The following is a 24,930-nucleotide window of genomic DNA, read 5'->3' as shown; positions in this document are numbered from 1 at the left end:
GTTCGGGCGGTGCCGGGTCAGTCGGTGCCGAACTCCATCGCGGCGCGGTCCAGCATCTCGTCCTCGTCGGTGGCCTCGCCACGGGACGCGATGGCCTCCGCGCCGCCCTCGGGGAGCTCCGTCAGGGTGCCGATCAGACCGGTCGCGGCCGCCTGGGCGGCACCGATCGCGGAGCTGCCGGTGCCGAGCAGGCCGAGGCCCGCGTACTGCTCCAGCTTGGCGCGGGAGTCGGCGATGTCGAGGTTCCGCATGGTCAGCTGGCCGATCCGGTCCACCGGTCCGAAGGCCGAGTCCTCGGTGCGCTCCATGGAGAGCTTGTCCGGGTGGTAGCTGAACGCCGGGCCCGTCGTGTCGAGGATCGAGTAGTCCTCGCCGCGCCGCAGCCGCAGCGTCACCTCGCCGGTGACGGCCGCGCCGACCCAGCGCTGGAGCGACTCGCGGACCATCAGCGCCTGCGGGTCCAGCCACCGGCCCTCGTACATCAGCCGGCCGAGACGCCGTCCCTCGTTGTGGTACTGGGCGAGGGTGTCCTCGTTGTGGATGGCGTTGACCAGCCGCTCGTACGCGGCGTGCAGCAGGGCCATGCCGGGGGCCTCGTAGATGCCGCGGCTCTTGGCCTCGATGATCCGGTTCTCGATCTGGTCCGACATGCCCATGCCGTGGCGGCCGCCGATGGCGTTGGCCTCCATGACGAGGTCGACGGCGGAGGCGAACTCCTTGCCGTTGATGGACACGGGCCGGCCCTGCGCGAAGCCGATCGTGACGTCCTCGGTGTCGATCTCGACCGACGGGTCCCAGAAGCGGACGCCCATGATCGGCTCGACGGTCTCCACGCCGGTGTCGAGGTGCTCCAGCGTCTTGGCCTCGTGGGTGGCGCCCCAGATGTTGGCGTCGGTGGAGTAGGCCTTCTCCGTGCTGTCGCGGTACGGCAGCTCGTGGGCGACGAGCCACTCCGACATCTCCTTGCGGCCGCCGAGCTCCGTCACGAAGTCGGCGTCCAGCCAGGGCTTGTAGATCCGCAGGTGCGGGTTGGCGAGCAGGCCGTAGCGGTAGAACCGCTCGATGTCGTTGCCCTTGAAGGTCGAGCCGTCGCCCCAGATCTGGACGTTGTCCTCGAGCATCGCCCGTACGAGGAGGGTGCCGGTGACGGCACGGCCGAGCGGCGTGGTGTTGAAGTACGCGCGGCCGCCGGAGCGGATGTGGAACGCCCCGCAGGTGAGTGCGGCAAGACCCTCCTCCACCAGCGCGGCGCGGCAGTCGACCAGGCGCGCGATCTCGGCACCGTAGGTCTTGGCGCGGCCGGGCACCGAGGCGATGTCGGGCTCGTCGTACTGACCGATGTCGGCGGTGTAGGTGCAGGGGATGGCGCCCTTGTCGCGCATCCATGCGACCGCGACGGAGGTGTCGAGGCCGCCGGAGAAGGCGATGCCGACGCGCTCGCCGGCGGGCAGGGAGGTGAGGACCTTGGACATAGGAAGAGTATGCATCATCTCGCATGGTCATGCAAAGGGGTGCCGGTGAGGGAGTGTGGAATCGTCCCCTCCGGCACCCGGCACCCGGCACCCGGCACCCGGCACCGGTACGCGATCAGCACGCGCGGTGGCGGCGCTCAGCGCACCCGGTCGTAGACCAGGGCCATCTCGCCGAGCTCGCCGGTCTCCCGGCGGGTGAGCCGCCACCGCGAACCGGGCAGGCCGTCGTCGAACAGCCGCTCCCCGTCCCCGGCGATCTCCGGGCAGGTCAGCAGGTACAGCCGGTCCACCAGGTCCGCTGCGAGGAGCGCCTTGGTGATGCTCGGGCTGGTGTTGACCAGGATGTCGCCCTCGCCGTGGCTCCTGAGCTCGGCGACGACCTCGGCGGCCGGGGCGTTCGCCACACGGGTGCGCGCCCACGGGGATGCGGTGAGGGTGGTCGACAGGACCACCTTCTCCGTGTCGACGAGCCACTTCGCGTAGCCGCGGTCGCGCGGGTCGGCGCCCTCGTCGGCCGCGACGGTCGGCCAGTACCCCAGGAAACCCTCGGCGTTGACGCGGCCGAGCAGTGCGGTCGTCGCGTTCTCCCAGATGCGGCCGAGGTGGTCACGGGCGACCTCGGTGGTGGCGTAGGGGAGGATCGCGGAGGTGTCTCCCGGCCCGCCGGGGCCGTTGTAGCGCCCGTCGAGGGTGAGGGCGATGTTGGCGGTCACCTTGCGTCCGGTGGAGTCGGTCATGGCTGTACCTGCCTTCCTTCGGTGCGGGCCGAGGTGCGAGGCGCGTCGTGAGGTGCGTCATGAGGCGCGTCGTGATGCGTGCCGTGAGTCGTGCCGTGTGCCGCGCCGACGGCGGTGGCGAGCTTGTCGAGGGACTGGCCGAAGCCGATCTCGATGCCCGCGACGAAGTCGGCGGACTCCACCGTGCTGTCGGCGATCAGATAGCGGACGTCGAGGTCCGTGCCGGTGTCGCCGGCCCGGAGGTCGAAGTCGACGTGGGCGGTGAAGGCGGCGCTGCCGTCGGGGAGCCGTGGCGAGAGCCGGTACGCGAGCCGCTCGCCGGGACGTGCGTCGTCCACGACGCCGTCCCCGCGCCCCGCGACCGGCTCGGAGCCCCCGGTGTCCTCGGCGTCGCGGTACTCCAGGAGGATCCGCCCGCCCGGCCGGGCCTCGAAGACGAGGTCCGAGACGCGCAGGTCGTCGGGCGTCCACCAGCGCGCGAGCAGGGCGGTCTCGGTCAGATGGCGCCACACCGTGTCGGGGTCCCCTGCCAGTGACCGGTGGAACCGGAACGAGCGCTCGTCGGCCCAGCCCGGCCCGTCCGCCGCGAGCCGCTCGCTCGCGAGGCTCAGCCCGTGGCGCTCGTACGTCGCGCGCGACCCGCCGGCCCGGTCCGCGGTGTCGGCGAGCCGCCCGAGCAGGGCCGCCAGCTCCCGCAGCGGTTCGGGTCGAAGGGCGTAGACCCGGCGCTGCCCCGAGCGCTGCGAGGTCACGACCCCGGCCCGCTCGAGCGTCTGCAGATGCTTGGTGGTCTGCGGCTGGCGCGCCTCGGCCAGCTGCGCGAGGACGCCGACGGGGCGGGGCCGCTCGGCCAGCAGGCGCACGAGGCGCCAGCGGGCCGGGTCGGCCAGGGCGATGAGGAGGGGGCCGGTGTCGTCCATGAGGACAAGTATTCTCCGGCAAGAATATTCCTGTCAAGGAATATCTCGGACGACGGGGTGTCGTTGCATAAACCTGCTGAGATACGTATAGTCATGCCATCCATGAGGAGGGTTTCGATGACGGTACGAGTAGCAGTGGCGGGTGCGAGCGGATACGCGGGCGGAGAGCTCCTGCGTCTCCTTCTCGCCCACCCCCACGTGGAGATCGGCGCCCTGACCGGCCACTCCAACGCCGGCCAGCGGCTCGGGGCACTGCAGCCCCATCTGCTGCCGCTCGCCGACCGCGTCCTCGTGCCCACAGCCGCCGACGAGCTCGCCGGCCACGACGTCGTGTTCCTCGCGCTGCCGCACGGCCAGTCCGCGGCCGTCGCCGAGCAGCTCGGTCCGGACGTCCTCGTCGTCGACATGGGCGCCGACTTCCGGCTCAAGGAGCCCGCCGACTGGGAGACGTACTACGGCTCCCCGCACGCCGGCACCTGGCCGTACGGCCTCCCCGAACTCCCCGGCGCCCGCGCCGCCCTCCAGGGGTCCAGGCGGGTCGCCGTGCCGGGCTGCTACCCGACCGCCGTGTCGCTCGCGCTCTTCCCCGCGTACGAGAACGGACTCGCCGAGCCCGAGGCCGTGATCGTCGCCGCCTCCGGCACCTCCGGCGCCGGCAAGGCGGCCAAGCCGCACCTGCTCGGCAGCGAGGTCATGGGCAGCATGTCGCCGTACGGCGTCGGCGGCGGCCACCGGCACACCCCCGAGATGATCCAGAACCTCAGCGGACCGGCGGGGGAGCGGGTCACCGTCTCCTTCACGCCGACCCTGGCGCCGATGCCCCGCGGCATCCTCGCCACCTGCACCGCCACCGCGAAGCCGGGCGTCACCGCCGAGACCGTACGGGCCGCGTACGAGAAGGCCTTCGCGGACGAGCCCTTCGTCCATCTGCTCCCCGAGGGGCAGTGGCCGGCGACGGCCTCCGTCTACGGTTCCAACGCCGTTCAGGTGCAGGTCGCGTACGACGCGGCGGCGAACCGGATCATCGCGATCAGCGCCATCGACAATCTCACCAAGGGCACCGCCGGCGGTGCGGTGCAGAGCATGAACATCGCCCTCGGGTACCCCGAGAGCACCGGACTTTCCACGATTGGAGTCGCTCCGTGAGCGTCACCGCAGCGAAGGGATTCACGGCGGCGGGCATCGCCGCCGGGATCAAGCAGAACGGCAACCCGGACCTGGCCCTCGTGGTCAACACCGGGCCCCGCCGCGCCGCCGCGGGAGTCTTCACCTCCAACCGCGTCAAGGCCGCCCCCGTCGTCTGGTCCCAGCAGGTCCTCGCCGACGGCGAACTGACCGCCGTCGTCCTCAACTCCGGCGGCGCCAACGCCTGCACCGGCCCCCAGGGCTTCCAGGACACCCACGCCACCGCCGAGAAGGTGGCCGAGGTCCTCAGCGCCAAGGGCACGGACGTCGGCGCGGGCGAGATCGCCGTCGCCTCCACCGGTCTCATCGGCATCCTGCTCCCCATGGACAAGCTCCTCCCCGGCGTCGAGAAGGCCGCGGCCGAGCTGTCCGAGCACGGCGGCGAGAAGGCGGCCATCGCCATCAAGACCACCGACACCGTCCACAAGACCTCCGTGGTGACGAAGGACGGCCCCGACGGCAGCTGGACGGTCGGCGGCATGGCCAAGGGCGCGGGCATGCTCGCCCCCGGCCTCGCCACCATGCTCGTCGTCCTCACCACCGACGCGGACGTCGACGGCACGGGCCTGGACAGCGCCCTGCGGGGCGCCACGCGCGTCACCTTCGACCGGGTCGACTCCGACGGCTGCATGTCCACCAACGACACCGTCCTCCTCCTCGCCTCCGGCTCCTCCGGCGTCACGCCGGATCAGGACGCGTTCACCGGCGCCGTACGGGAGGTCTGCGACGACCTCGCCCGCCAGCTCATCGGCGACGCCGAGGGCGCCAGCAAGGACATCCGCATCGAGGTGATCAACGCCGCGACCGAGGACGACGCCGTCGAGGTGGGCCGCTCCATCGCCCGCAACAACCTCCTCAAGTGCGCCATCCACGGCGAGGACCCCAACTGGGGACGGGTGCTCTCCGCCATCGGCACGACGGCGGCGGCCTTCGAGCCCGACGAGCTCAACGTCGCCATCAACGGCGTCTGGGTCTGCAAGAACGGCTCCGTCGGCGAGGACCGCGACCTCGTCGACATGCGCTACCGGGAGGTCACCATCACCGCCGACCTCGCAGCCGGCACCGAGTCCGCCGTCATCTGGGCGAACGACCTCACCGCCGACTACGTCCACGAGAACAGCGCGTACTCGTCATGAGCGACCCCCAGGCCCCCCAGAACCCCGAGAGCACGACCCGGAAGCACACCGCGCTCCCCAAGGCCCAGATCCTCATCGAGGCCCTGCCCTGGCTCACGCGGCACAACGGCAAGACGGTCGTCATCAAGTTCGGCGGCAACGCCATGATCGACGAGGACCTGAAGGCAGCCTTCGCCCAGGACGTCGTCTTCCTGCGCCAGGCCGGCCTCAAGCCGGTCGTCGTGCACGGCGGCGGCCCCCAGATCAGCGCCGCCCTCGACCGGCACGGCATCGTCAGCGAGTTCAAGGCGGGTCTGCGGGTCACCACCGAGGACGCCATGGACGTCGTACGGATGGTTCTCGCCGGTCAGGTCCAGCGCGAGCTCGTCGGGCTGCTCAACCAGCACGGCCCGCTCGCCGTCGGTCTCACCGGCGAGGACGCCCACACCATCACCGCCACCCGGCACCGGCCGGTCGTGGGCGGCGAGCAGATCGACATCGGCCGGGTCGGTGAGATCACCGCCATCGACACCGGCGCCATCCAGGCGCTCCTGGAGGACGGCCGGATCCCGGTCATCTCCTCCATCGCCCGCTCCCAGGACGACGGACATGTCTACAACGTCAATGCTGATACGGCGGCTGCGGCACTCGCTGCGGCGCTGGGCGCCGAGACGCTGATGGTCCTGACCGACGTCGAGGGCCTCTACGAGGACTGGCCGCACAGCGACGAGGTCATCAGCCGGCTCACCGCGAGCCAGCTGGAGAAGCTGCTGCCCGAGCTCTCCAGCGGCATGGTCCCCAAGATGGAGGGCTGTCTGCACGCCGTACGCAACGGGGTCACCACGGCCCGCGTGATCGACGGCCGGGTCCAGCACTCGATCCTGCTGGAGATCTTCACCGACGAGGGCATCGGCACGATGGTCGTGCCGGACGGACAGGGGGACTGATGAGCGGCACCACGCAGCCCGGCAACGAGCAGCTGACCCAGCGGTGGCAGGACTCGCTGATGAACAACTACGGCACCCCCCGGCTGCCCCTCGTCCGCGGTGAGGGCGCCAAGGTCTGGGACGCCGACGGCAACGAGTACCTGGACTTCGTCGGCGGCATCGCGGTGAACGCCCTCGGCCACGGCCACCCGGCGATCGTCGAGGCCGTCAACCGGCAGATCCAGACCCTCGGCCACGTCTCCAACCTCTTCGTCGCCGAACCGCCCGTCGCCCTCGCCGAGAAGCTCCTCGCGCTCTTCGGCCGGCCCGGCAAGGTCTTCTTCTGCAACTCGGGCGCCGAGGCCGTCGAAGGCGCCTTCAAGATCGGCCGGCTCACCGGCCGGTCCCACATGGTCGCCACACAGGGCGGCTTCCACGGCCGGACCATGGGCTCCCTCGCGCTCACCGGCCAGCCCGCCAAGCAGACCCCGTTCCTGCCGCTGCCCGGCGATGTGACACATGTGCCGTACGGGGACGTGGAGGCGCTCCGCGCCGCCGTCACCGAGGACACCGCCCTCGTGATCATCGAGCCCGTCCAGGGCGAGAACGGTGTCGTCGTCCCGCCCGCCGGCTACCTGAAGGCGGCCCGGGAGATCACCCGCGCCACCGGCACCCTCCTCGTCCTCGACGAGGTGCAGACCGGCATCGGCCGCTGCGGCCACTGGTTCGAGTACCAGGCCCACGAGGGCGTCGAGCCGGATGTCGTGACCCTCGCCAAGGGCCTCGGCGGCGGCCTCCCGCTCGGTGCGACCGTCGCCTTCGGCCCCGCCGCGGACCTCTTCGGGCCCGGTCACCACGGCACCACCTTCGGTGGGAACCCGGTGGCCTGCGCCGCCGGGATCGCCGTTCTCGACACCCTCGGCGCCGACGCGGCCCTCGATCACGTGAAGGCGGTCGGGGAGCGGCTGAGGCAGGGAATCGAAGGTCTCGGGCACCCGCTGGTCTCCCACGTCCGTGGTGCGGGCCTCCTGCTGGGTATCGTGCTCACGGAGTCCCTCGCACCTCAGGTGCAGCAGGCGGCTCAGGACGCCGGCCTCCTGGTGAACGCGCCCGCCCCCGATGTCGTACGGATCATGCCTCCGCTGGTCCTCACCGACGCCGAGGCGGACGCCTTCCTCCAGGCCCTGCCCGGAGTCCTCGACGTGGCGAACGGGCAAGGACGAACCGGAGAATGAGACGACGATGACCGACGCGCAGGAGAACGAGCACGGAGGGCCGTCGGTTCCGCAGACCCGCACCGCTCGCCACCGCAGGATCGTCGACATCCTCAACCGGCAGCCGGTGCGCTCGCAGAGCCAGCTCGCCAAGCTCCTCGCGGACGACGGGCTGAGCGTCACCCAGGCGACGCTCTCCCGCGACCTCGACGAGCTGGGCGCGGTGAAGATCCGCAACACCGGCGGCGAGCTGATCTACGCGGTGCCCAGCGAGGGCGGTTTCCGCACCCCGCAGGCCCCGCTCGGCGAGTCCGCGAAGGAGGAGCGCATGCGGCGCCTCTCCGGCGAACTGCTGATCTCCGCCGAGGCGTCCGCCAACCTGGTGGTCCTGCGGACCCCGCCGGGCGCCGCCCAGTTCCTCGCGTCGGCCATCGACCAGGCCGAACTCCACGCGATCCTCGGCACGATCGCGGGCGACGACACCCTGTTGCTCATCAGCCGTGACCCGGCGGGCGGCCAGGCGCTCGCGGACCACCTGCTGAAGCTGGCGCAGAAGTAGCCGCGGCTCAGTAGCGCGTGATCGCCGTCGGCCCGCCGCGGGTGCCGACGGCGATGTGCGGCCGGCGCGCGGGGTCGGCCCAGGCGAGCACCGCGCGCATGGCGTCCGCCGGTACGGAGACACAACCCGCCGTCGCCCCGCTCCCGTTGACGTGCAGGAAGATCCCGGCGCCGCGCCCGCGCACCGGCCGGTCGTAGTTGAAGCCGATGACGAGCCCGTACGCGTACGGGCGGCGGTACGTGACCATGTGCTCGGCGCGGGCCGCCCGGCAGTCGCGGGGCAGCCCCTCGACCCAGCGGTTGTACGAGCGGGAGTCGTCGTCCTGGCACCACCAGGACCGCCGGGTCACGCGCGCGTAGCGGTACGAGGTCCCCGCGGGCGCGGGCTCGATCCCGAAGGCGTACGGCAGCCGGTAGAGGCCGGTGGGCGTGGTGTTCGTGCCCTGTCGCCGCCGCCCGCCCTCGGCGAGCCCCCTCGCCCCGAACCGGGCGGGCGCCGACCCCGCCTTCACCCACCGGCCGCCGCGCCGGTCCCACCAGGTCAGGGTGCCCGTGGTGGAACCGGTCCCGGCGGCCTCCGCGGTGATCAGCTGGGAGCCGCCGCCGGTGTCCGCCATGCGTGCGGGCAGCGGTACGGGGCCGGGCGCGGCGCCGAGGGACATCAGGGCGGCGCCGAGAACGAGCAGGGTGCGGGGGAGTGTGGTGCGCATGGGCGCGAGGCTAGGGGCCGCGAGCCCGGCCTGGCCGGCAGGACACTCCCGGGGCCGCGCGGCCCCACGCGCGCGGGACGCGGCTACTCGGCGGTCTGCGGCAGCGGCGGCAGGGGCAGCGGCAGCGCGGGCAGCCCGTCCAGGCTGGTCGCGATGTGGTCCTTGCGCTCGCAGTACGCGTTGAACTCGTCGTCCGTCTTCCGGTTGAAGTACTCGGCGTGCAGGCCCCGGTCCTCCTGGTACTCCATCAGCGGTACGGCGTACCCGCAGGCGTCGCTCACCCGCCGCGCGTGGACGAGGACGATCGCCCGCGCGCTGCCCTGGCCCGCGACGGCCTCGGCCGGGAACCGCGCGAACAGCTCGCCCCAGCGCGGATCGTCCCGCAGCACGGCCTCGCCGGTGCCGTGCACCCGCACGACGGTCGGCGGCCCGGAGAACGCGGTCCACATGAGGGTGATCCGCCCGTTCCCCGGCTCCCGCAGGTGAGCGACGGTCTCGGCGCTGCTGCCCCCGAAGTCGACGTAGGCGAGGGTGAGTTCGTCGAGCACCACGAGGGTGCCCCGGCGGCCCTTGGGGCTGAGATTGACGTGCCCGTCGCCGGCGAGGGGAGCGGTCGCGGTGAAGAAGACGGGCTGGTCCTCGATGAAGGCCCGGAGACGTCCATCGATGCGCTCATATGTTTTTCCCATGCCGCCCATACTGCTCCGTCCGCCCCGTCCCGGGCGCTTCCGTCTCAAGCCACGGGCTGCCGAGGGTGGTTGACCGCGCCTGAGAAGCCGACCGGGAAGTGGTCGGCCCACGGCTGCAGCGCCCTCCTGGTCTCGCGGACGACGCGTGGGGAACCGTCGTCGAGCAGGGGGGCGAGGCGGCCGGGACGCACGGCGTCCAGCACGCGCAGGCCCGCCACGGCGGCGGCTCGTACCTGCGGCCGCTCGTCGCCGGTGAGCGACCAGAGCGTCGGTTCGTCCGCGGCCCGGTCGCCGCACTCGGCGAGCCCCAGCGGCGCGTAGTGGGGCATGCCGTCGCCGGCCGCGCACACGGCCCGGTAGAGCGGCAGGGGGTCGGTTCCCGTCTGCCGCAGCACCCATCGGGCGCAGGCGCGCACCAGCGCGGAGCGGTCGTACAGGAACGGCTCCGCCTCCTCGGCCCGGCCCGCCTTCCGCAGGCCCGTGACGCCTGTCGCCCGGATCCGGCCCTGCCGGGCGCCGAGCAGGCGGGTCAGGGGCGCGCCGTCGACCGTCCCGACAGCGGCGAGCACGGCGTCCGCGCACAGGGCCTGGACGACCACGTCGGGGTCCGTGGCAGCGGTCGCCGCGAGCTGCGCGGGGGAGAGGAGGCCGCGGTCGAGGGCGATCCGGGTGGCGAGCCGCCGGACCCTCCGGTCCCGGCTCGTGCGCAGGGCGGCCACACCGGCCTCCGGCCCCTCCCGCAGAACCTGGACGAGCAGCTCGTGCGCGGCGTCTCCGTGCCGCCGTCCGGCGAGCCGGAGGATCACGGGGGCGAGGGCGCCGAGCGCCTCGGACGAGGGGCCGGGCGGGCGATCCGGCCCCTGCGGCCCCAGTGGCCACTCCGGACCCAGCGGCCCCTGCGGCCCCTGCGGACCCAGCGGACCCAGCGGCCCCGGCAGGCCCGGCGGGCCCGCCAGTTCCGCCCGCAGTGCGGCCCGTGCCCGTTCCCGCACCGGCTCGGCCCAGTCGGCGCACCGGATCGCGACCAGGGGCAGGAGGGCGGGGGTGTCGTTCACGTACGCGAGGGCGGCCTCCCGGATCCGGCCGTCGGGCCCGCACAGTGCGAGGGCCAGCTCCTGGATGCCGGGACGGCGGGGCCGGTCGCCGACGGGGAACCAGGTGGGGGCGGGTGGCAGGTCGCCGTACCGGAGCGCACCCCGGATGTCCTCGTCGAGCGCGGTCCACGCCTCGGCGCCACCGTCCTCGCCCGTGTCGAGCACCTGGGCGATCCGGTGCCGGATCTCGTCGAACGCGCTGCTCTGCATGAGCCGGAGCCTAGATCGCGGTCGGCTGCCGCCGCCCCTGGATTTCAAGGCCCCGAGCAGCCGGGCAGCGCGTTGACAAAGCATACGGTGCATTGCATAGTTATGCCTACGGCGGGATGCCGTCGGCCCCGCCGCCGACCCTGGCGTGACCCGCCCCCGTTGAACAGGTCGCCGCCCGTCCCCCTCGTGGGCGAGGCGGTGGCGGCAGTACCCACTCTCCCGAGGAGCAGCAGCTGTGAGCAGCAACAACGGTGACGTCCGGCTCTGGGGCGGACGGTTCGCCGACGGGCCCGCCGAGGCCCTGGCGAAGTTGTCCGCGTCGGTCCACTTCGACTGGCGCCTCGCGCCGTACGACATCGCCGGTTCCCGTGCCCACGCGCGCGTGCTGCACAAGGCCGGGCTGCTCACCGAGGACGAGCTGACCCGCATGCTCGCCGGTCTCGACCGGCTGGAGGCGGACGTCGCCGACGGCACCCTCGTCGGCACCATCGCCGACGAGGACGTCCACACCGCCCTGGAGCGCGGTCTCCTGGAGCGCGTCGGCCCGGACCTCGGCGGCAAGCTGCGCGCCGGCCGGTCCCGCAACGACCAGGTCGCCACCCTCTTCCGGATGTATCTGCGCGACCACGCCCGGATCATCGGCGGCCTCGTCGCCGGCCTCCAGGACGCCCTCGTCGGCCTCGCCGAGGCACATGCGGACGTCGCCATGCCCGGCCGCACGCACCTCCAGCACGCCCAGCCGGTGCTCTTCGCGCACCACGTCCTGGCCCACGCCCAGTCCCTCTCCCGGGACGCCGAGCGGCTGCGGCAGTGGGACACCCGGACGGCCGTCTCCCCGTACGGCTCCGGCGCCCTCGCAGGCTCCTCCCTCGGGCTCGACCCGGAGGCGGTCGCCAAGGACCTGGGCTTCGAGCGCGGTTCGGTCGGCAACTCGATCGACGGCACGGCCTCCCGCGACTTCGTCGCCGAGTTCGCCTTCATCACCGCGATGATCGGCGTCAACCTGTCGCGGATCGCGGAGGAGATCATCATCTGGAACACGAAGGAGTTCTCCTTCGTGACCCTCCACGACGCCTTCTCCACCGGCTCGTCGATCATGCCGCAGAAGAAGAACCCGGACATCGCCGAGCTCGCCCGGGGCAAGTCCGGCCGCCTCATCGGCAACCTCACCGGCCTCCTCGCCACGCTCAAGGCGCTCCCGCTCGCCTACAACCGCGACCTCCAGGAGGACAAGGAGCCGGTCTTCGACTCCTGTGACCAGCTCGAGGTCCTGCTGCCCGCCTTCACCGGCATGATGGCCACGCTCACCGTCAACCGCGAGCGCATGGAGGAGCTGGCCCCGGCCGGCTTCTCGCTCGCGACGGACATCGCGGAGTGGCTGGTCAAGCAGGGCGTGCCGTTCCGGGTGGCGCACGAGGTGGCCGGCGAGTGCGTGAAGGTCGCCGAGTCCGAGGGCAAGGAACTGGACGAGCTGACGGACGAGCAGTTCGCCAAGATCTCCGAGCACCTCACCCCCGAGGTCCGCACGGTCCTCAACGTCCCCGGCGCCCTCGCCTCCCGCAGCGGCCGCGGCGGCACCGCCCCCTCGGCGGTCGCCGTCCAGCTCGTCGAGGTCAAGGCCGACCTGGTGATCCAGCACGCCTGGGCCGAGGCCAAGAAGTAGCCTCCGCGCCCCAGGCGCCCCCAGGTCCCAGGCGCCAGGGCCCCCGCGCCCCACAGCCCTCATAGCGTCACAGCGCCGCCGCCCAGTCCGCGAGCGCGTCGAAGTCCGGCCGGAGCAGTCCGAACCGGGGGTCGACGTGCAGCAGCAGGGCGGCGGCGAGGTGTTTTTCAGCCAGACCCGCAGCGGCTTCGTCTCGACCCAGCCGCCCGGTCGCATCCGGTGGGTCGTGTATCCCGCCGGGCGTCGCTCGCGCTGCGCCGCGTACGGATTCAGCGGTCCGTCGACGTCGATGAGCAGCAGTGGCTTCGTCATGATCACGGCATTCCGTTCCCGCCTCCGTGAGGCGTCGCATTATTGAGTGAGACATTGATGTCTCATTCGGTGTATGGTCGTCTCATGTCAGTCGATCGCACCCAGGTGCTCCACGCAGCCGCCGCCCTGCTCTCCCGCAAGGCGACCGCCACGATGGACGAGGTCGCCCGGGCCGCCGGGATCGGCCGGGCCACGCTGCACCGGCACTTCGCCGGGCGGGACGCCCTGGTGCGGGCGCTCGAAGAGCTCGGACTGCAGGAGATGGAGGCGGCGCTCGACCGGGCCGGGCTCGAGGACGGACCCGAGGACGAGGTCGTACGCCGGCTCATCGCCGAGGTCGAGCACGTCGCCCCCCTGCTGTCGTTCCTCGTCACCGAGAACCAGCTCTTCGAGGGCGAGCAGCAGCACGAGGGCTGGGCCCACGCCGACGCCCGCGTCTCGGCGCTCTTCCGCCGCGGACAGGAGAGCGGCGTCTTCCGGATCGATCTGACCCCCGCCTGGCTCACCGAGGCCTTCTACGGGCTCGTCGGCTCCGGCGCCTGGGCCGTGCAGGACGGCCGGGTCGCCGCCAAGGACTTTCAGTACATGATCGCCGAGCTGCTGCTCGGCGGAGCGCGCAGGAGCGTGGAGAAGTGACCGCCAGCACCCTCAGGACCACGGGCCATACCGAGGGCGTGCGCCGCCCCGGCCGGTGGCTCGCCCTCTCCGTTCTCGTCCTGGCCGTCCTCCTCGTGGCGGTCGACGCCACGGTGCTGGGACTCGCCACCCCCTTCCTCTCCGAGGACCTGAAGCCCTCCGGCACCCAGCTCCTCTGGATCGGCGACGTCTACTCCTTCGTCATCGCCGGACTCCTGGTCTCCATGGGCAGCCTCGGCGACCGCATCGGCCGCAAGAAGCTGCTCCTGATCGGTGCCACCGCCTTCGGCGCCGTCTCCGTGCTGAACGCCTACGCGACCAGCCCCGAGATGATGATCGTGGCGCGCGCCCTCCTCGGCGTCGCCGGCGCGACCCTGATGCCGTCCACCCTGGCGCTCATCCGGAACCTCTTCCACGACCCGCGCGAGCGCAGCCTCGCCATCGGCATCTGGGGTGCCATGGCCTCGGCCGGCGCCGCCGTCGGACCGGTCGTCGGAGGCTTCCTCCTGGAGCACTTCTGGTGGGGCTCGGTCTTCCTGATCAACCTGCCCGTCATGGCGGTCCTCGTCTTCGTTGGCATCAAGCTGATCCCGGAGTCCAAGAACCCGAACCCGGGTCCCTGGGACCTGCCGAGCGTCGCCCTCTCCCTCGTCGGCCTGATCGGCATCGTCTACGCGATCAAGGAACTGGCCTCGCACGGCCTCTCCCCGGACGCGGGCGTCGCCGCCCTGGTCGGTGCCGGTGCCCTGACCTGGTTCGTCCGCCGGCAGCTGACGCTGCCCGCGCCGCTCCTGGACATGCGGCTGTTCCGCAACCGCGGCTTCTCGGGCGCCGTGCTCGCGGACCTGCTGACCATCCTCGGCCTGTCCGGCCTGGTGTTCTTCCTGTCCCAGTTCTTCCAGCTGGTGCAGGGCCGGCAGCCCCTGGAGGCCGGACTCGCCGAACTCCCGGCGGCGGTCGGCGCGGTCACGGCCGGTCTGATCGCGGGTCTGGTGGCCCGTCGCTTCTCCGTACGGTCCGTGGTGGCCGGCGGTCTCGCGGCGGTCGGCCTCTCGCTCGCGGTCCTGACGACGCTCGACCAGCACACCGGCTACCCGCTGCTCGGCGCCGCCCTGCTGGTGGTCGGCGTGGGCGCCGGATTCGCCTTCACCGTCACCGCCGACGTGATCCTGTCCAGCGTTCCGAAGGACCAGGCCGGCTCCGCCTCGGCGGTCTCCGAGACCGCGTACGAACTGGGCGCCGCGCTCGGCATCGCCGTCCTCGGCTCGATCGTGACCGGCGTCTACCGCGGCTTCGCCACCCCGGCCGACGTCCCTTCCGGCATCGCGTCCGCCGCCCACGAATCGCTCGGCGGCGCGGTCGAGGCCTCGGGAGCCCTCGCCCCGGAGACGGCGACGGCCCTGGTGTCGGCCGCCCAGGAGGCCTTCGTCGACGGTCTGCGGATCGCGGCCGGCGTCGGCGCGGCGGTCCTCCTCGCGACGGCGGTCGCGGCCTGGTTCCTGCTCAAGGGCCAGAAGCTGGAGGACGGCGTCGAGCACTGACGCCCGGCGCACAGGACGGTGCCCCGTACGGCCAGGAGGCCGTACGGGGCACCGTCACCTGTCCAGGCGGCCTGCGCCTTCGTGGCTCTAGGCGGCCTTCGCCTTGGTGGCGTACATGTCCACGTACTCCTGCCCCGACAGACGCATGACCTCGGCCATCACCGAGTCCGTCACCGCCCGCAGCACATAGCGGTCGCGGTCCATCCCGTCGTACCGCGAGAACTCCATCGCCTCGCCGAAGCGCACCGTCACCCGGCCCGGACGCGGGAAGCCCGCGCCGCCCGGCTGGATCTTGTCGGTGCCGATCATCGCGAACGGGATCACCGGCGCGCCCGTCATCAGGGTGAGCCGCGCGATGCCCGTACGGCCCCGGTACAGACGGCCGTCGGGGGAGCGGGTGCCCTCCGGGTAGATCGAGAAGATCTTGCCCTCCTCCAGGATCCGGCGGCCGGTCATCAGGGCCGCCACACCACCGCGGCCGCCGTCCCGGTCCACCGGGATCATGCCGACGCTGGTGAAGAACCAGGCCATCGCCCGGCCCTTGACGCCCTTGCCCGTCACGTACTCGTCCTTGCCGATGAAGTAGACCGGACGGTCCAGGCAGATCGGCATGATCATCGAGTCGATGAAGGTCAGGTGGTTCCCCGCGAGGATGACGGGCCCGGTCCCCGGGATGTTCTCGGCGCCCTCCACGCGGGGGCGGAACATCAGGCGCATGACCGGCCCGAGCACTGCCTTGATGATCGCGAGACGGGACAACGGTTCCTCCGGTGGGATGCGGGTCGGCCGAGCCGACGGTGCAGCTGGCGACGATACTCGCGGGTCACGTCCGTGCGCACATCGGGTTCACCGAGTGGATACGCAGTGTTGACGTGTGTTTCCGCCATGTTCGGCGTAGGTCTGCCGCCCGTAGGGCCCCGATGCCTAGCGTCGGGGGCACCCGTGAACAGGAGCGGGACTGACACAGGAGGACACCACATGACCCAGGGCGAACGCCGGATCCCGGCCCGGCGCACGGTTCTCGGAGCGGCGGGCGCCACCGTCCTCGGCGCCTCCACGGCCCTCGCCGCCGGCAGCGGCGTGGCACAGGCGGCGGCGTCGGGGACCGCCGAGGCCGCGTCCGCCGCGGCGGGCCGGAGCCACGGTCACGGCGGCGGCTACCGCTCCCTCCCGGTCCCCACCGTCATCGCCCACCGGGGCGCCAGCGGCTACCGCCCCGAGCACACCCTCGGCTCCTACCGCCACGCCCTGGACCTCGGCGCCCATGTCATCGAGCAGGACCTCGTCCCCACCAAGGACGGGCACCTGGTCTGCCGGCACGAGAACGACATCACCGGCACCACCGACGTCGCCGACCACCCCGGGTTCGCGTCCCGCAAGACCACCAAGAGCGTCGACGGCGTCTCCCTCACCGGCTGGTTCACCGAGGACTTCACGCTCGCCGAGCTCAAGACCCTCCGTGCCAAGGAGCGCATTCCGGCCGTCCGCCAGGAGAACACCCTCTACGACGGCCGCTGGACGGTCCCCACCTTCGAGGAGGTGCTGCGCTGGGCCGAGGAGGAGGGCCGCCGCCGGGGGCGCGAGATCTGGCTCCACGTCGAGACCAAGCACCCCACCTACTTCCGCTCCCTCGGCCTCGGCCTGGAGGAGCGCCTCGCCAAGCTGCTCCGCCGGTACGGCCGCCACCGCGCGGGCTCCCCGGTCTTCCTGCAGTCCTTCGAGCCGACCAGCATCCAGCGGCTCGCGAAGCTGGTCGACTCGCCCGGCGTGGTCCTGCTCTCCGGCGCGACCAGCCGCCCCTGGGACTTCGTCCAGGCCGGGGACCCGCGGACGGTCGCCGACCTGGTCACGCCCGAGGGCCTGCGCTGGATCGCCTCGTACGCCAAGGGCATCGGCCCCACCCTCGACCTGGTGATCCCCAAGGACGCGAGCGGCCGCCTCGGCGACCCGACCACCCTGGTCCGCGACGCGCACGCCCAGGGCCTGATCCTCCACCCGTACACCCACCGCAACGAGAACTCCTTCCTGCCCGCGGACTTCCGCCGGGGCACGGACCCGACGGCGTACGGGGACTCCTTCGGCGCTCTGAAGCGCTACCTGGAGACGGGGATCGACGGCATCTTCTCCGACAACCCGGACACCGCCCTGCTGGGCGCGGCGGACTTCACCGCCCGCGACTGACCGACCGGGTACGGGAGCCGTCCGCTCTCCCGAGTCCCACCGGTTACGCGAGGACCGTGCGGGTCCGCCGATCGGGCCCGGACGACCTCCTCCCGGGTGGTTTGGCGCCCGAACCGCAACCACGGCCGCGTGCCCCGGCATGGTGCGGAGCATGACGACCCCCGTGACCACCCCCGTGACGGCCCCCGAGTACGCCGAGCGCACCGCGCCCGACGCGGCCCCCGACACCACCCGCGAGTCCGGGCGGGCCACCGCGCCCGACGCGGTCCCGGACGCCACTCCCGGGCTCCTCGCCGCCCTCGCCCCGCTGCTCGCCGCCGAGTCGGACGCCGAGGCGCCGGCGGCCGGTGTCGAGCCGAGCGACCTGGAACAGGCCGTCTGGCTCCGCCTCCTGGAACAGCTCCGCGACACGGGAAGCGCCCCTGAGCGTCCCGCCGAGTGGCTGCGCCGCGCCGTCCGCGCGGAGGCCCGCCGGGCCCGGCGGACGAGCGACCGCGAACGTCCCTACCGCGAGGAACCCGGCCACGACGCGGGCACCGCCGGGCCGCACGGCTCCCCGGAGTCCTCGCTGATGGCCGCCGAGGGCCGCCGCACCCTGCGTGCCGCCGTCACCAGGACACCCGGCCGCTGCCCCCGGGTGCTGACCGCGATGCTCGATCCCGAGGACCCCACGTACCGGGAAATCGCAGGAGAGTTGGGTATCTCACAGGGCAGTCTGGGGCCGATGCGTTCCCGTTGCCTGGGATGCCTGCGCAGAATGCTGGCTGCAGAGGTTCCCGCCCCCGGCCGACGGGGAAGGGTGCGGTAAACCGATGATCGACAGATGAGCGGGAGGCGTGCACACATGGGCCTGAGTGTGACCATCTCAGCGGCGGACGCGGCGGACGCGGAGCACATCCTGAAGCTGCAGTACCTCTGCTACCAGAGCGAGGCGGAGCTCTACGGGGACTGGTCCATCGAACCGCTCACCCAGTCCCTCGACGCCCTGCGTACCGAACTGGACGAGGGGTACGGGCTGGTGGCCCGGCTCGGCGACGAGGTCGTGGCCTCCGTACGGGCCCGGCTCGACGAGGACGGCACGGTACGGATCGCCAAGCTCATCGTGCACCCGCGGATGCAGCGGCACGGCCTCGGCGGCCGTCTTCTCGACGGCATCGAGCGGCACTTCGCCGAGACGGCCGAGACGGCCGCGCAGCCGGCCCCGTCGCCCAAGCGCTTCCAGCTCTTCACCGGCCACCGCAGCGAGGGCAATCTGCGCCTCTACCGCAGCAAGGGCTACGCGCAGGTCTCCACCCGCGAGCTGGGCCCCCGGCTCACCCTGGTCACCCTGGAGAAGGCCGCGGCCTGACTCAGGCGGCCGCCGCGGTGCGCGACCGGCGCAGCCACCAGATGCCGCTCAGCGGCAGCAGGACCGGAATGAAGAGATAGCCGTAGCCGTAGTCCGACCAGACCGTCGCGTCCGGGAAGGCGGACGGCTCGACCAGCGTCCAGGTCCCCACGATCAGTACGCCCGTGAGCTCGGCGGCGCAGCACACCAGCGCCGCCCTGCGGGCCCTCTCCCCGCCCCGCACCAGCGTGTAGGTGATGAAGGCGTAGACGACGGCGGCCACCGCCGACAGGGTGTACGCGAGCGGCGCCCGGTCGAACTCGGTGGCGATCTGGTAGATCGAGCGCGAGACCGCGCCGACCGACATCACGCCGTAGAGCCAGACCAGCAGGATGCCGGGACCCGTGACGAGGCGGGCCTTCGTGCCCTGTGCGGCCTTCTCCTGCGTCTCGGTCATGGTCAGCCCACCGTCCAGATGTCGTAGAGACGCACTTCGAGCACGGCCAGGACGACCGCGCCGGCGGCCACCGTGGCCGAACCCCACCGGCTGCGCTCCGCGAGCGACATGAAGCCGGCGATGGGCACCGCGCACAGCGCCCCGACCAGATAGGCGACGAAGATCGTCGCGCCCTCCTCGGCCTTCTCGCCCCGCGCCAGCTGCACGATCCCGACGATCAGCTGGACCAGGACGAGGAAGGTCACCACGGCCATGCCGATGAAGTGCCAGTCCTTGGTCGACTGGTCGCGGAAGGCGGCGAAGCCGCACCAGGCGGCGAGGGCGAGCGCGGCCACGGAGACCGCGACCGTCAGGGCGTCAAGCATGCGCCCGAGGGTATTACGGTGCGAATGGCCCGATGCGCTCGCCCCCCGCGCCGTCGCCGCGGGCCCGCGCGCGGACCGTGGCCTTGGCCACAGCCGGCGCCCGTGACGCCCCGCCGCGCCCCTCGCGGACCGCGGTGAAGGGCGCGCGTCTGCGCAGGCCACACGGGGAGAACGGCCGGAACGCAGGCCTCCGGAGTGTCCGCATGGCGTCTCAATGACGTCCGCTATTCGGACAGCCCCCTTTCGTTCGCACCTGCGCATGCTTTACTTGCAGACATGACCACGACGAGCAGCCGCACCCTTGCGACCGAGGCGATCCCCACGCCCGGTGCTCGTTGTATGTGTCGAATGTGCGCCATCTGAGGGCCCCCGCCTGAGTTTCGCGCCCCGAAGCGAGACCGACGGCCGTGCCGTTCCTCCCGCCTTCCGGCGAGGGAACGTGCCCGCCCCGCGCACCGCCGAGACTCCCGGCCACCCGCCGGACCGGCCTCCGTGCGCCTGACTGTCCGAAGACGAATGCCCCGTGCACGACGGACCCCGCGTCGCGCACTCGACAGTGACGGAAACCCCCTGTGATCACCACTTCGGGCCTGACCAAGGTCTACGAGTCGCGCGGCCGACAGGTCACCGCTCTGGACGGTGTCGACCTCCACGTCCGCGAGGGCGAGGTATTCGGCGTGATCGGCCAGAGCGGCGCCGGCAAGTCCTCGCTCATCCGCTGCGTCAACCTCCTGGAGCGCCCCACCTCCGGCACCGTGACCGTCGACGGCGTGGACCTCACCGCCCTCGCGGGCAGGGGCCGCCGCGCCGGCAAGGACCTGCGCCGGGCGCGCAGCAGCATCGGCATGGTCTTCCAGCACTTCAACCTGCTGTCCTCCCGCACGGTGAAGGACAACATCGAGCTTCCCCTGGAGATCCTCGGCGTCTCCGGAGCCGAGCGTTCCCGCCGCGCCCTCGAACTCCTCGACCTGGTCGGCCTCGCCGACAAGGCCAAGTCCTACCCGGGCCAGCTCTCCGGCGGTCAGAAGCAGCGCGTCGGGATCGCCCGCGCCCTGGCCGGCGAGCCCAAGGTCCTGCTCTCCGACGAGGCCACCAGCGCCCTCGACCCGGAGACCACCCGCTCCATCCTCCAGCTGCTGCGCGACCTCAACCAGCAGCTCGGCCTCACCGTCCTGCTCATCACGCACGAGATGGACGTCGTCAAGACGATCTGCGACTCGGCCGCGCTGATGCAGAAGGGGCGGATCGTCGAGTCCGGCACCGTGAGCGAACTGCTCGCCACCCCCGGCTCCCAGCTTGCCGCCGAGCTCTTCCCGGTCAGCGGCACCCACACCGGCCCCGATCGCACGGTCGTCGACGTCACCTTCCACGGCGACGCCGCGACCCAGCCGGTGATCTCGCAGCTCTCCCGTACGTACAACATCGACATCTCGATCCTCGGGGCGGCGATGGACACCGTCGGCGGCCGGCAGATCGGCCGGATGCGGATCGAACTGCCCGGGCGGTACGAGGACAACGTCGTCCCGGTCGGCTTCCTGCGCGAGCAGGGCCTCCAGGTCGAGGTCGTCGAGGAGACGCTCACCGAAGAAACGGTTGTCCAGGAAGCGGCGACCCTGCTCGTGAAGGAAGGTGCCAAGTGACCTGGTCCGAGATGCAGCCACTGCTGGAGCAGGGCACCGTCGACACCCTCTACATGGTCCTGTGGGCCACCGTCGTCACCGTGCTCGGCGGCCTGCCGCTCGGCATCCTCCTCGTCCTCACGGACAAGGGCGGACTGCTGCAGAACCTGCCGGTCAACAAGGTCGTCGGTGCGATCGTGAACATCGGCCGTTCGCTGCCGTTCATCATCCTGCTGATCGCCCTGATCCCCTTCACCACCCTGGTCGTCGGCACCTTCATCGGCCCCACCGCCATGATCGTGCCGCTCGCCATCGGAGCCATCCCCTTCTTCGCGCGCCTCGTCGAGACCTCCGTCCGCGAGGTCGACCACGGGCTCGTCGAGGCCGTCCAGGCCATGGGCGGAGGCATCCCCACCATCGTCCGCAAGGTGCTGCTCCCGCAGGCCCTGCCCTCGCTGGTCTCGGGCGTCACCACCACGGTCATCGTCCTCATCGGCTACTCGGCGATGGCCGGCGCGGTCGGCGGCGAGGGCCTCGGCTCCAAGGCCGTCACCTACGGATACCAGCGCTTCGACACCACGTTCATGCTGGTCACCGTCGTCGTCCTGGTCCTGATCGTGACCGTCGTCCAGCTCATCGGCGACGGAGTCGTACGACTCCTCGCCCGCCGGGGCCGCACCGCGTAACGGCTCCCCGGCCACCCCAGACTTCGCCCTTCGAAGAACAGCCCGGACTTGTTGTCCAGGCGACCACCGCACCACCGGAAAGAGGCACTCTTCGTGCGTAAGAACATCAAGCTCACCGCCGGTATCGCCGCCACCGCCGCCCTCGCCCTCGGCCTCAGCGCCTGCGGCACCTCCTCGGACCCCGGGTCCAAGGACTCGGCCGGCTCCGGCGACACCTCCAAGGCGCTCGTCGTCGCCGCGTCCCCGACGCCGCACGCCGACATCCTCAACTACGTCAAGGACAACCTGGCGGAGAAGGCCGGCCTGAAGCTGGAGGTGAAGGAGTTCACGGACTACGTCCTGCCGAACACCGCCACCCAGTCCGGCCAGGTCGACGCCAACTTCTTCCAGCACAAGCCGTACCTCGACGACTTCAACAAGAAGAACAAGACCACCATCGTCCCGGTGGTCAACGTCCACCTGGAGCCGCTGGGCCTCTACTCCAAGAACATCAAGTCGGTGAAGGACATCAAGGCGGGCCAGACCATCGCCGTCCCCAACGACACCACCAACGGCGGCCGCGCGCTCCAGCTGCTCGCCGAGAACGGCCTGATCACCGTCAAGCCGGGTGTCGGCACCAACGCCAAGCTCTCCGACATCACCGACAAGAAGGGCCTGGAGTTCAAGGAGCTGGAGGCCGCCACCGTGCCCCGCGCCCTGAACGACGTCGACGCCGCCGTCATCAACGGCAACTACGCCATCGAGGCCAAGCTCGCGCCGGCCAAGGACGCCATCGCCCTGGAGAAGGCGGACGGCAACCCGTACGCCAACTTCCTCGCCGTCAAGGAGGGCAACGAGAAGGACGCCCGCGTGCAGAAGCTCGCCGAGCTCCTCAACTCGCCCGAGGTGAAGAAGTACATCGAGGACACCTACAAGGGCTCGGTCATCCCGGCCTTCGGCGCCGCCAAGTAGGCTCCGGAGTCCGAGGGACCGTCAGACCGGTTCCCCCGTACAGTCCTTGAGGAGAAGGCCCCCGCACCCCGTCCGGTGCGCGGGGCCTTCGCCACACCCCCCACCCGACACCGACCCGGCCATGCGCACCGGCGCCCGCATGCTGCATGCTGTGCGTTCACGGTCGATTCGGACGGTCCACGGCATGGAGCTGCGCATGACTACCACCTTTCCGGACATCTCCATCAACACGGACCGGTTGGTGCTGCGCGCGCTGGAGGAAGGGGACGCCCCCGCCCTCGCCGAGATGATGAACGACGAACTCGTCGGCGCCTGGACCGCGGTGCCCCAGCCCTACACCGAGGCGGCGGCCCGCCGCTGGATCACCGAGTACGCGCCCGCCGAACGCGCCGCGGGCCGGGGCATCGACCTCGCCGTCACCGAGTTCCTCACCCAGCGCCTCGTCGGCATCATCCAGCTGGGCAAGACCAACTGGCGGGTCCGCTCGACCGAACTCTCCTACATCGTCGCCCCCTGGGCCCGCGGCGAGGGGTACGCCTCCGAAGCCGCCCTCGCCACCGCCCAGTGGCTCTTCGGCGACCAGAAGTTCGAGCGCCTCGAACTGCGCACCGCCGCCGACAACACCGCCTCCCAGCAGGTCGCCCAGAAGATCGGCTGCATCAGCGAAGGCGTCCTCCGCAACGCCTGCATAGCCCGCACCCGCACCGAGGACGGCAGCTGGACCGAACTGCGCACCGACTTCATCGTCTGGGGCCTCCTCCCCGAGGACCTCGACGACGTCGCCGACCAGATGGCCGAGGCCGGGTACTCCTCGTACACCGACTGGAGCTGAGCCCCGAGCCCCACCCGGGGTACGCTCGGCACGCCCCCGACCTGCGACGACACCAGGAGACGACGAATGGCCGACCGCGTCACGGTGATCGGCTGGGACGGCTCGCCCCTCACCGCGGCGGCCCGGTCCGCGCTCTCCGCCGCCACCCTGGTGGCGGGCGCCGCCCACCACCTGGCCCTGCCCGAGGTCCCGCCCGGTGCCGAACGCGTCCGCCTCGGCAGCGTCGACCTCGCCGCCCGCCGCATCGCCGGCCACCGCGGCACCGCCGTCGTCCTCGCCGACGGAGACCCCGGCTTCTTCGGTGTCGTCCGCACCCTGCGCGCCCCCGAACACGGTCTCGAGGTCGAGGTCGTCCCCGCCGTGTCCTCCGTCGCCGCCGCGTTCGCCCGCGCGGGGATGCCCTGGGAGGACGCCCGGATCGTCGTCGCCCAGCAGCGCACGCTGCGCCGCGCCGTCAACGTCTGCCGCGCCCACCCCAAGGTCGCCGTCCTCACCTCGCCCGGCGCGGGACCCGCCGAACTCGCCCTGCTCCTCGACGGCGTCCACCGCACCTTCGTCGTCTGCGAGGAGCTCGGCACCGAGCGCGAGCAGGTCTCCGTCCTCACCTCCGACAAGGCCGCCGACCACAGCTGGCGCGACCCGAACGTCGTCCTCGTCATCGGCGGCACCGCCGGCGGGCCCCCCGCCGCCCCCTGGCTGATGGGCCAGGACCCGGCGGCGCCCCCGGTCCGCGGCTGGGGCCTGCCCCCGGAGGAGTACGACCCCGCCGGGCACGGCGGCCGGACCCGGGCGGGCGAGGACTCCTCCCTGCGCGCCGCCCAGCTCGCCCGCCTCGGGCCCCGCACCGGCGACCTCGTCTGGGACATCGGCTGCGCGGGCGGCGCCTTCTCGGTCGAGGCCGCCCGCTTCGGCGCCGCCGTCATCGCCGTGGACCTCGACCCGGCGGCCTGTGCCCGCACCGAGCAGGCCGCCCGCCGCCACGGCGTACGCCTCCAGACCGTGCGAGGCCGGGCCCCGCACGTCCTGGAGAGCCTGCCCGAACCGGACGTCGTCCGCGTCGCGGGCGGCGGGGTCGCCGTCGTCACCGCCTGCACCGACCGACGGCCGGAACGCATCGTCGCCCACGCCTCCACCCGGGACGAGGCCGAAGCGATCGGCGCCGCCCTCGCCGACGGCGGTTACAGCGTCGAGAGCCTGCTCCTCCAGACCGTCGGACTCGACCCGCACGACTGGTCGGAACGCGAGCGTTCGGTCGTCTTCCTGCTCTCCGGCCGCAGGACCGACACCCCCCACGGCTAGCCCGGGCACCCCCCACCCGTGACCATGGCGCCTGCCGGGCCAGGTAGGCTGGCCGATTGTTGTACCGCATCCGGATGTTCGGCGCTTTGTTCGTCAATGTCCTGAACGAGTGGCCGTATTGCGCCGCTGACGTGGTACGCGACAAGGGGGGACCGCGCGACGTGGCGCAGTCCACAGCGCACCGTGGCGAATCTCCCTGCCACGAGGGCCCGCGGCCGCGACAATGTGATG

Annotated in this window: 26 protein-coding genes; 17 read left to right on the top strand and 9 right to left on the bottom strand. The window is 72.0% G+C overall.

Features of this window, described 5'->3' with window-relative positions; all coding sequences use genetic code 11:
* Positions 1 to 17: 17 nt before the first annotated feature.
* From argG to ACIP84_RS22360, 3 genes are all read right to left on the bottom strand, one after another.
* Complete coding sequence (gene argG / locus ACIP84_RS22370) at positions 18 to 1,472, bottom strand: argininosuccinate synthase (RefSeq protein WP_355961044.1); 1,455 nt, start codon at positions 1,470 to 1,472, stop codon at positions 18 to 20.
* Between the two features lie 137 nt (positions 1,473 to 1,609).
* Positions 1,610 to 2,209 carry a dihydrofolate reductase family protein gene (locus ACIP84_RS22365; protein WP_401799654.1) on the bottom strand — a complete coding sequence of 200 codons (600 nt, stop codon included), beginning with the start codon at positions 2,207 to 2,209 and terminating at the stop codon, positions 1,610 to 1,612.
* Positions 2,206 to 3,129, bottom strand: a complete 924-nt coding sequence (locus ACIP84_RS22360) for a metalloregulator ArsR/SmtB family transcription factor (RefSeq protein WP_401799651.1) — start codon at positions 3,127 to 3,129, stop codon at positions 2,206 to 2,208. Before ACIP84_RS22360 ends, ACIP84_RS22365 begins: the two co-directional genes overlap by 4 nt.
* Positions 3,130 to 3,246: 117 nt before the next feature.
* On the opposite strand from ACIP84_RS22360, the gene argC reads away from it, so the two are divergent.
* The 5 genes from argC to ACIP84_RS22335 are packed head-to-tail and all read left to right on the top strand — an operon-like array spanning position 3,247 to position 8,128.
* Positions 3,247 to 4,275 carry an N-acetyl-gamma-glutamyl-phosphate reductase gene (gene argC / locus ACIP84_RS22355; RefSeq protein WP_401799648.1) on the top strand — a complete coding sequence of 343 codons (1,029 nt, stop codon included), beginning with the start codon at positions 3,247 to 3,249 and terminating at the stop codon, positions 4,273 to 4,275.
* Positions 4,272 to 5,450 (top strand): bifunctional glutamate N-acetyltransferase/amino-acid acetyltransferase ArgJ, encoded by a 1,179-nt coding sequence (gene argJ, locus ACIP84_RS22350; RefSeq protein WP_401799645.1) that lies wholly within the window; start codon positions 4,272 to 4,274, stop codon positions 5,448 to 5,450. The genes argC and argJ overlap by 4 nt, the downstream gene beginning before the upstream one ends.
* Positions 5,447 to 6,376 (top strand): acetylglutamate kinase, encoded by a 930-nt coding sequence (argB, locus tag ACIP84_RS22345; RefSeq protein WP_355961057.1) that lies wholly within the window; start codon positions 5,447 to 5,449, stop codon positions 6,374 to 6,376. The genes argJ and argB overlap by 4 nt, the downstream gene beginning before the upstream one ends.
* Positions 6,376 to 7,590, top strand: a complete 1,215-nt coding sequence (locus tag ACIP84_RS22340) for an acetylornithine transaminase (RefSeq protein ID WP_401799642.1) — start codon at positions 6,376 to 6,378, stop codon at positions 7,588 to 7,590. Before argB ends, ACIP84_RS22340 begins: the two co-directional genes overlap by 1 nt.
* A gap of 7 nt (positions 7,591 to 7,597) precedes the next feature.
* Positions 7,598 to 8,128: an arginine repressor gene (locus ACIP84_RS22335; protein WP_030316147.1), complete on the top strand. Its 531-nt coding sequence runs from the start codon at positions 7,598 to 7,600 to the stop codon at positions 8,126 to 8,128.
* Positions 8,129 to 8,135: 7 nt separating this feature from the next.
* Here ACIP84_RS22335 and ACIP84_RS22330 read toward each other — a convergent pair whose 3' ends face one another.
* The 3 genes from ACIP84_RS22330 to ACIP84_RS22320 all read right to left on the bottom strand — a co-directional run bounded on the left by ACIP84_RS22330 (position 8,136) and on the right by ACIP84_RS22320 (position 10,830).
* Positions 8,136 to 8,837 carry a L,D-transpeptidase family protein gene (locus tag ACIP84_RS22330; RefSeq protein WP_401799639.1) on the bottom strand — a complete coding sequence of 234 codons (702 nt, stop codon included), beginning with the start codon at positions 8,835 to 8,837 and terminating at the stop codon, positions 8,136 to 8,138.
* An 83-nt stretch (positions 8,838 to 8,920) separates the two neighbouring features.
* Positions 8,921 to 9,526 (bottom strand): pyridoxamine 5'-phosphate oxidase family protein, encoded by a 606-nt coding sequence (locus ACIP84_RS22325; protein ID WP_355961063.1) that lies wholly within the window; start codon positions 9,524 to 9,526, stop codon positions 8,921 to 8,923.
* A gap of 44 nt (positions 9,527 to 9,570) precedes the next feature.
* Positions 9,571 to 10,830: a hypothetical protein gene (locus tag ACIP84_RS22320; protein WP_401799637.1), complete on the bottom strand. Its 1,260-nt coding sequence runs from the start codon at positions 10,828 to 10,830 to the stop codon at positions 9,571 to 9,573.
* Between the two features lie 235 nt (positions 10,831 to 11,065).
* Here ACIP84_RS22320 and argH point away from each other — a divergent pair, with 235 nt between their 5' ends.
* From argH to ACIP84_RS22300, 4 genes are all read left to right on the top strand, one after another.
* On the top strand, positions 11,066 to 12,493 hold the full coding sequence (gene argH / locus ACIP84_RS22315) for an argininosuccinate lyase (protein ID WP_401799634.1): 1,428 nt from the start codon (positions 11,066 to 11,068) through the stop codon (positions 12,491 to 12,493).
* A gap of 136 nt (positions 12,494 to 12,629) precedes the next feature.
* Positions 12,630 to 12,851: a hypothetical protein gene (locus ACIP84_RS22310; RefSeq protein WP_401799632.1), complete on the top strand. Its 222-nt coding sequence runs from the start codon at positions 12,630 to 12,632 to the stop codon at positions 12,849 to 12,851.
* Positions 12,852 to 12,889: 38 nt separating this feature from the next.
* Positions 12,890 to 13,441, top strand: coding sequence for a helix-turn-helix domain-containing protein (locus tag ACIP84_RS22305; protein WP_319318157.1), 552 nt, complete (start codon positions 12,890 to 12,892; stop codon positions 13,439 to 13,441).
* On the top strand, positions 13,438 to 14,982 hold the full coding sequence (locus ACIP84_RS22300; RefSeq protein ID WP_401799631.1) for an MFS transporter: 1,545 nt from the start codon (positions 13,438 to 13,440) through the stop codon (positions 14,980 to 14,982). The genes ACIP84_RS22305 and ACIP84_RS22300 overlap by 4 nt, the downstream gene beginning before the upstream one ends.
* A gap of 87 nt (positions 14,983 to 15,069) precedes the next feature.
* Here ACIP84_RS22300 and ACIP84_RS22295 read toward each other — a convergent pair whose 3' ends face one another.
* Entirely contained in the window at positions 15,070 to 15,741 is a 672-nt protein-coding gene (locus tag ACIP84_RS22295; RefSeq protein WP_355961077.1) for a lysophospholipid acyltransferase family protein, read from the bottom strand.
* 219 nt (positions 15,742 to 15,960) lie between these two features.
* Between ACIP84_RS22295 and ACIP84_RS22290 the strand changes: the two genes are divergently transcribed.
* The 3 genes from ACIP84_RS22290 to ACIP84_RS22280 all read left to right on the top strand — a co-directional run bounded on the left by ACIP84_RS22290 (position 15,961) and on the right by ACIP84_RS22280 (position 18,511).
* On the top strand, positions 15,961 to 17,163 hold the full coding sequence (locus ACIP84_RS22290) for a glycerophosphodiester phosphodiesterase (protein WP_401799629.1): 1,203 nt from the start codon (positions 15,961 to 15,963) through the stop codon (positions 17,161 to 17,163).
* Positions 17,164 to 17,314: 151 nt separating this feature from the next.
* Positions 17,315 to 17,971, top strand: a complete 657-nt coding sequence (locus tag ACIP84_RS22285; protein ID WP_401799628.1) for a sigma-70 family RNA polymerase sigma factor — start codon at positions 17,315 to 17,317, stop codon at positions 17,969 to 17,971.
* A gap of 36 nt (positions 17,972 to 18,007) precedes the next feature.
* Positions 18,008 to 18,511 carry a GNAT family N-acetyltransferase gene (locus tag ACIP84_RS22280; protein WP_401800017.1) on the top strand — a complete coding sequence of 168 codons (504 nt, stop codon included), beginning with the start codon at positions 18,008 to 18,010 and terminating at the stop codon, positions 18,509 to 18,511.
* Between the two features lies 1 nt (position 18,512).
* On the opposite strand, the gene ACIP84_RS22275 is transcribed toward ACIP84_RS22280, so the two are convergent.
* A complete protein-coding gene (locus ACIP84_RS22275; RefSeq protein ID WP_355961086.1) occupies positions 18,513 to 18,947 on the bottom strand; it encodes a hypothetical protein in 435 nt (144 codons plus the stop codon).
* Positions 18,948 to 18,949: 2 nt separating this feature from the next.
* On the bottom strand, positions 18,950 to 19,312 hold the full coding sequence (locus ACIP84_RS22270; RefSeq protein ID WP_355961089.1) for a hypothetical protein: 363 nt from the start codon (positions 19,310 to 19,312) through the stop codon (positions 18,950 to 18,952).
* 572 nt (positions 19,313 to 19,884) lie between these two features.
* Here ACIP84_RS22270 and ACIP84_RS22265 point away from each other — a divergent pair.
* The 5 genes from ACIP84_RS22265 to cbiE all read left to right on the top strand — a co-directional run bounded on the left by ACIP84_RS22265 (position 19,885) and on the right by cbiE (position 24,699).
* A complete protein-coding gene (locus ACIP84_RS22265; RefSeq protein WP_355961092.1) occupies positions 19,885 to 20,952 on the top strand; it encodes an ATP-binding cassette domain-containing protein in 1,068 nt (355 codons plus the stop codon).
* Entirely contained in the window at positions 20,949 to 21,617 is a 669-nt protein-coding gene (locus ACIP84_RS22260; protein ID WP_355961094.1) for a methionine ABC transporter permease, read from the top strand. Before ACIP84_RS22265 ends, ACIP84_RS22260 begins: the two co-directional genes overlap by 4 nt.
* A gap of 93 nt (positions 21,618 to 21,710) precedes the next feature.
* Positions 21,711 to 22,568: a MetQ/NlpA family ABC transporter substrate-binding protein gene (locus ACIP84_RS22255; protein ID WP_355961096.1), complete on the top strand. Its 858-nt coding sequence runs from the start codon at positions 21,711 to 21,713 to the stop codon at positions 22,566 to 22,568.
* Positions 22,569 to 22,764: 196 nt separating this feature from the next.
* Positions 22,765 to 23,400 (top strand): GNAT family N-acetyltransferase, encoded by a 636-nt coding sequence (locus tag ACIP84_RS22250; protein WP_401799622.1) that lies wholly within the window; start codon positions 22,765 to 22,767, stop codon positions 23,398 to 23,400.
* 66 nt (positions 23,401 to 23,466) lie between these two features.
* Entirely contained in the window at positions 23,467 to 24,699 is a 1,233-nt protein-coding gene (gene cbiE / locus ACIP84_RS22245) for a precorrin-6y C5,15-methyltransferase (decarboxylating) subunit CbiE (RefSeq protein WP_401799620.1), read from the top strand.
* The last annotated feature ends 231 nt before the right edge of the window (positions 24,700 to 24,930 follow it).

The organism is Streptomyces sp. NPDC088707 (genome assembly GCF_044752725.1).
GTDB lineage: Bacteria > Actinomycetota > Actinomycetes > Streptomycetales > Streptomycetaceae > Streptomyces.
Note: the sequence above shows the minus strand (reverse complement) of the source record. Positions and strands in the feature narration are given on the sequence as shown.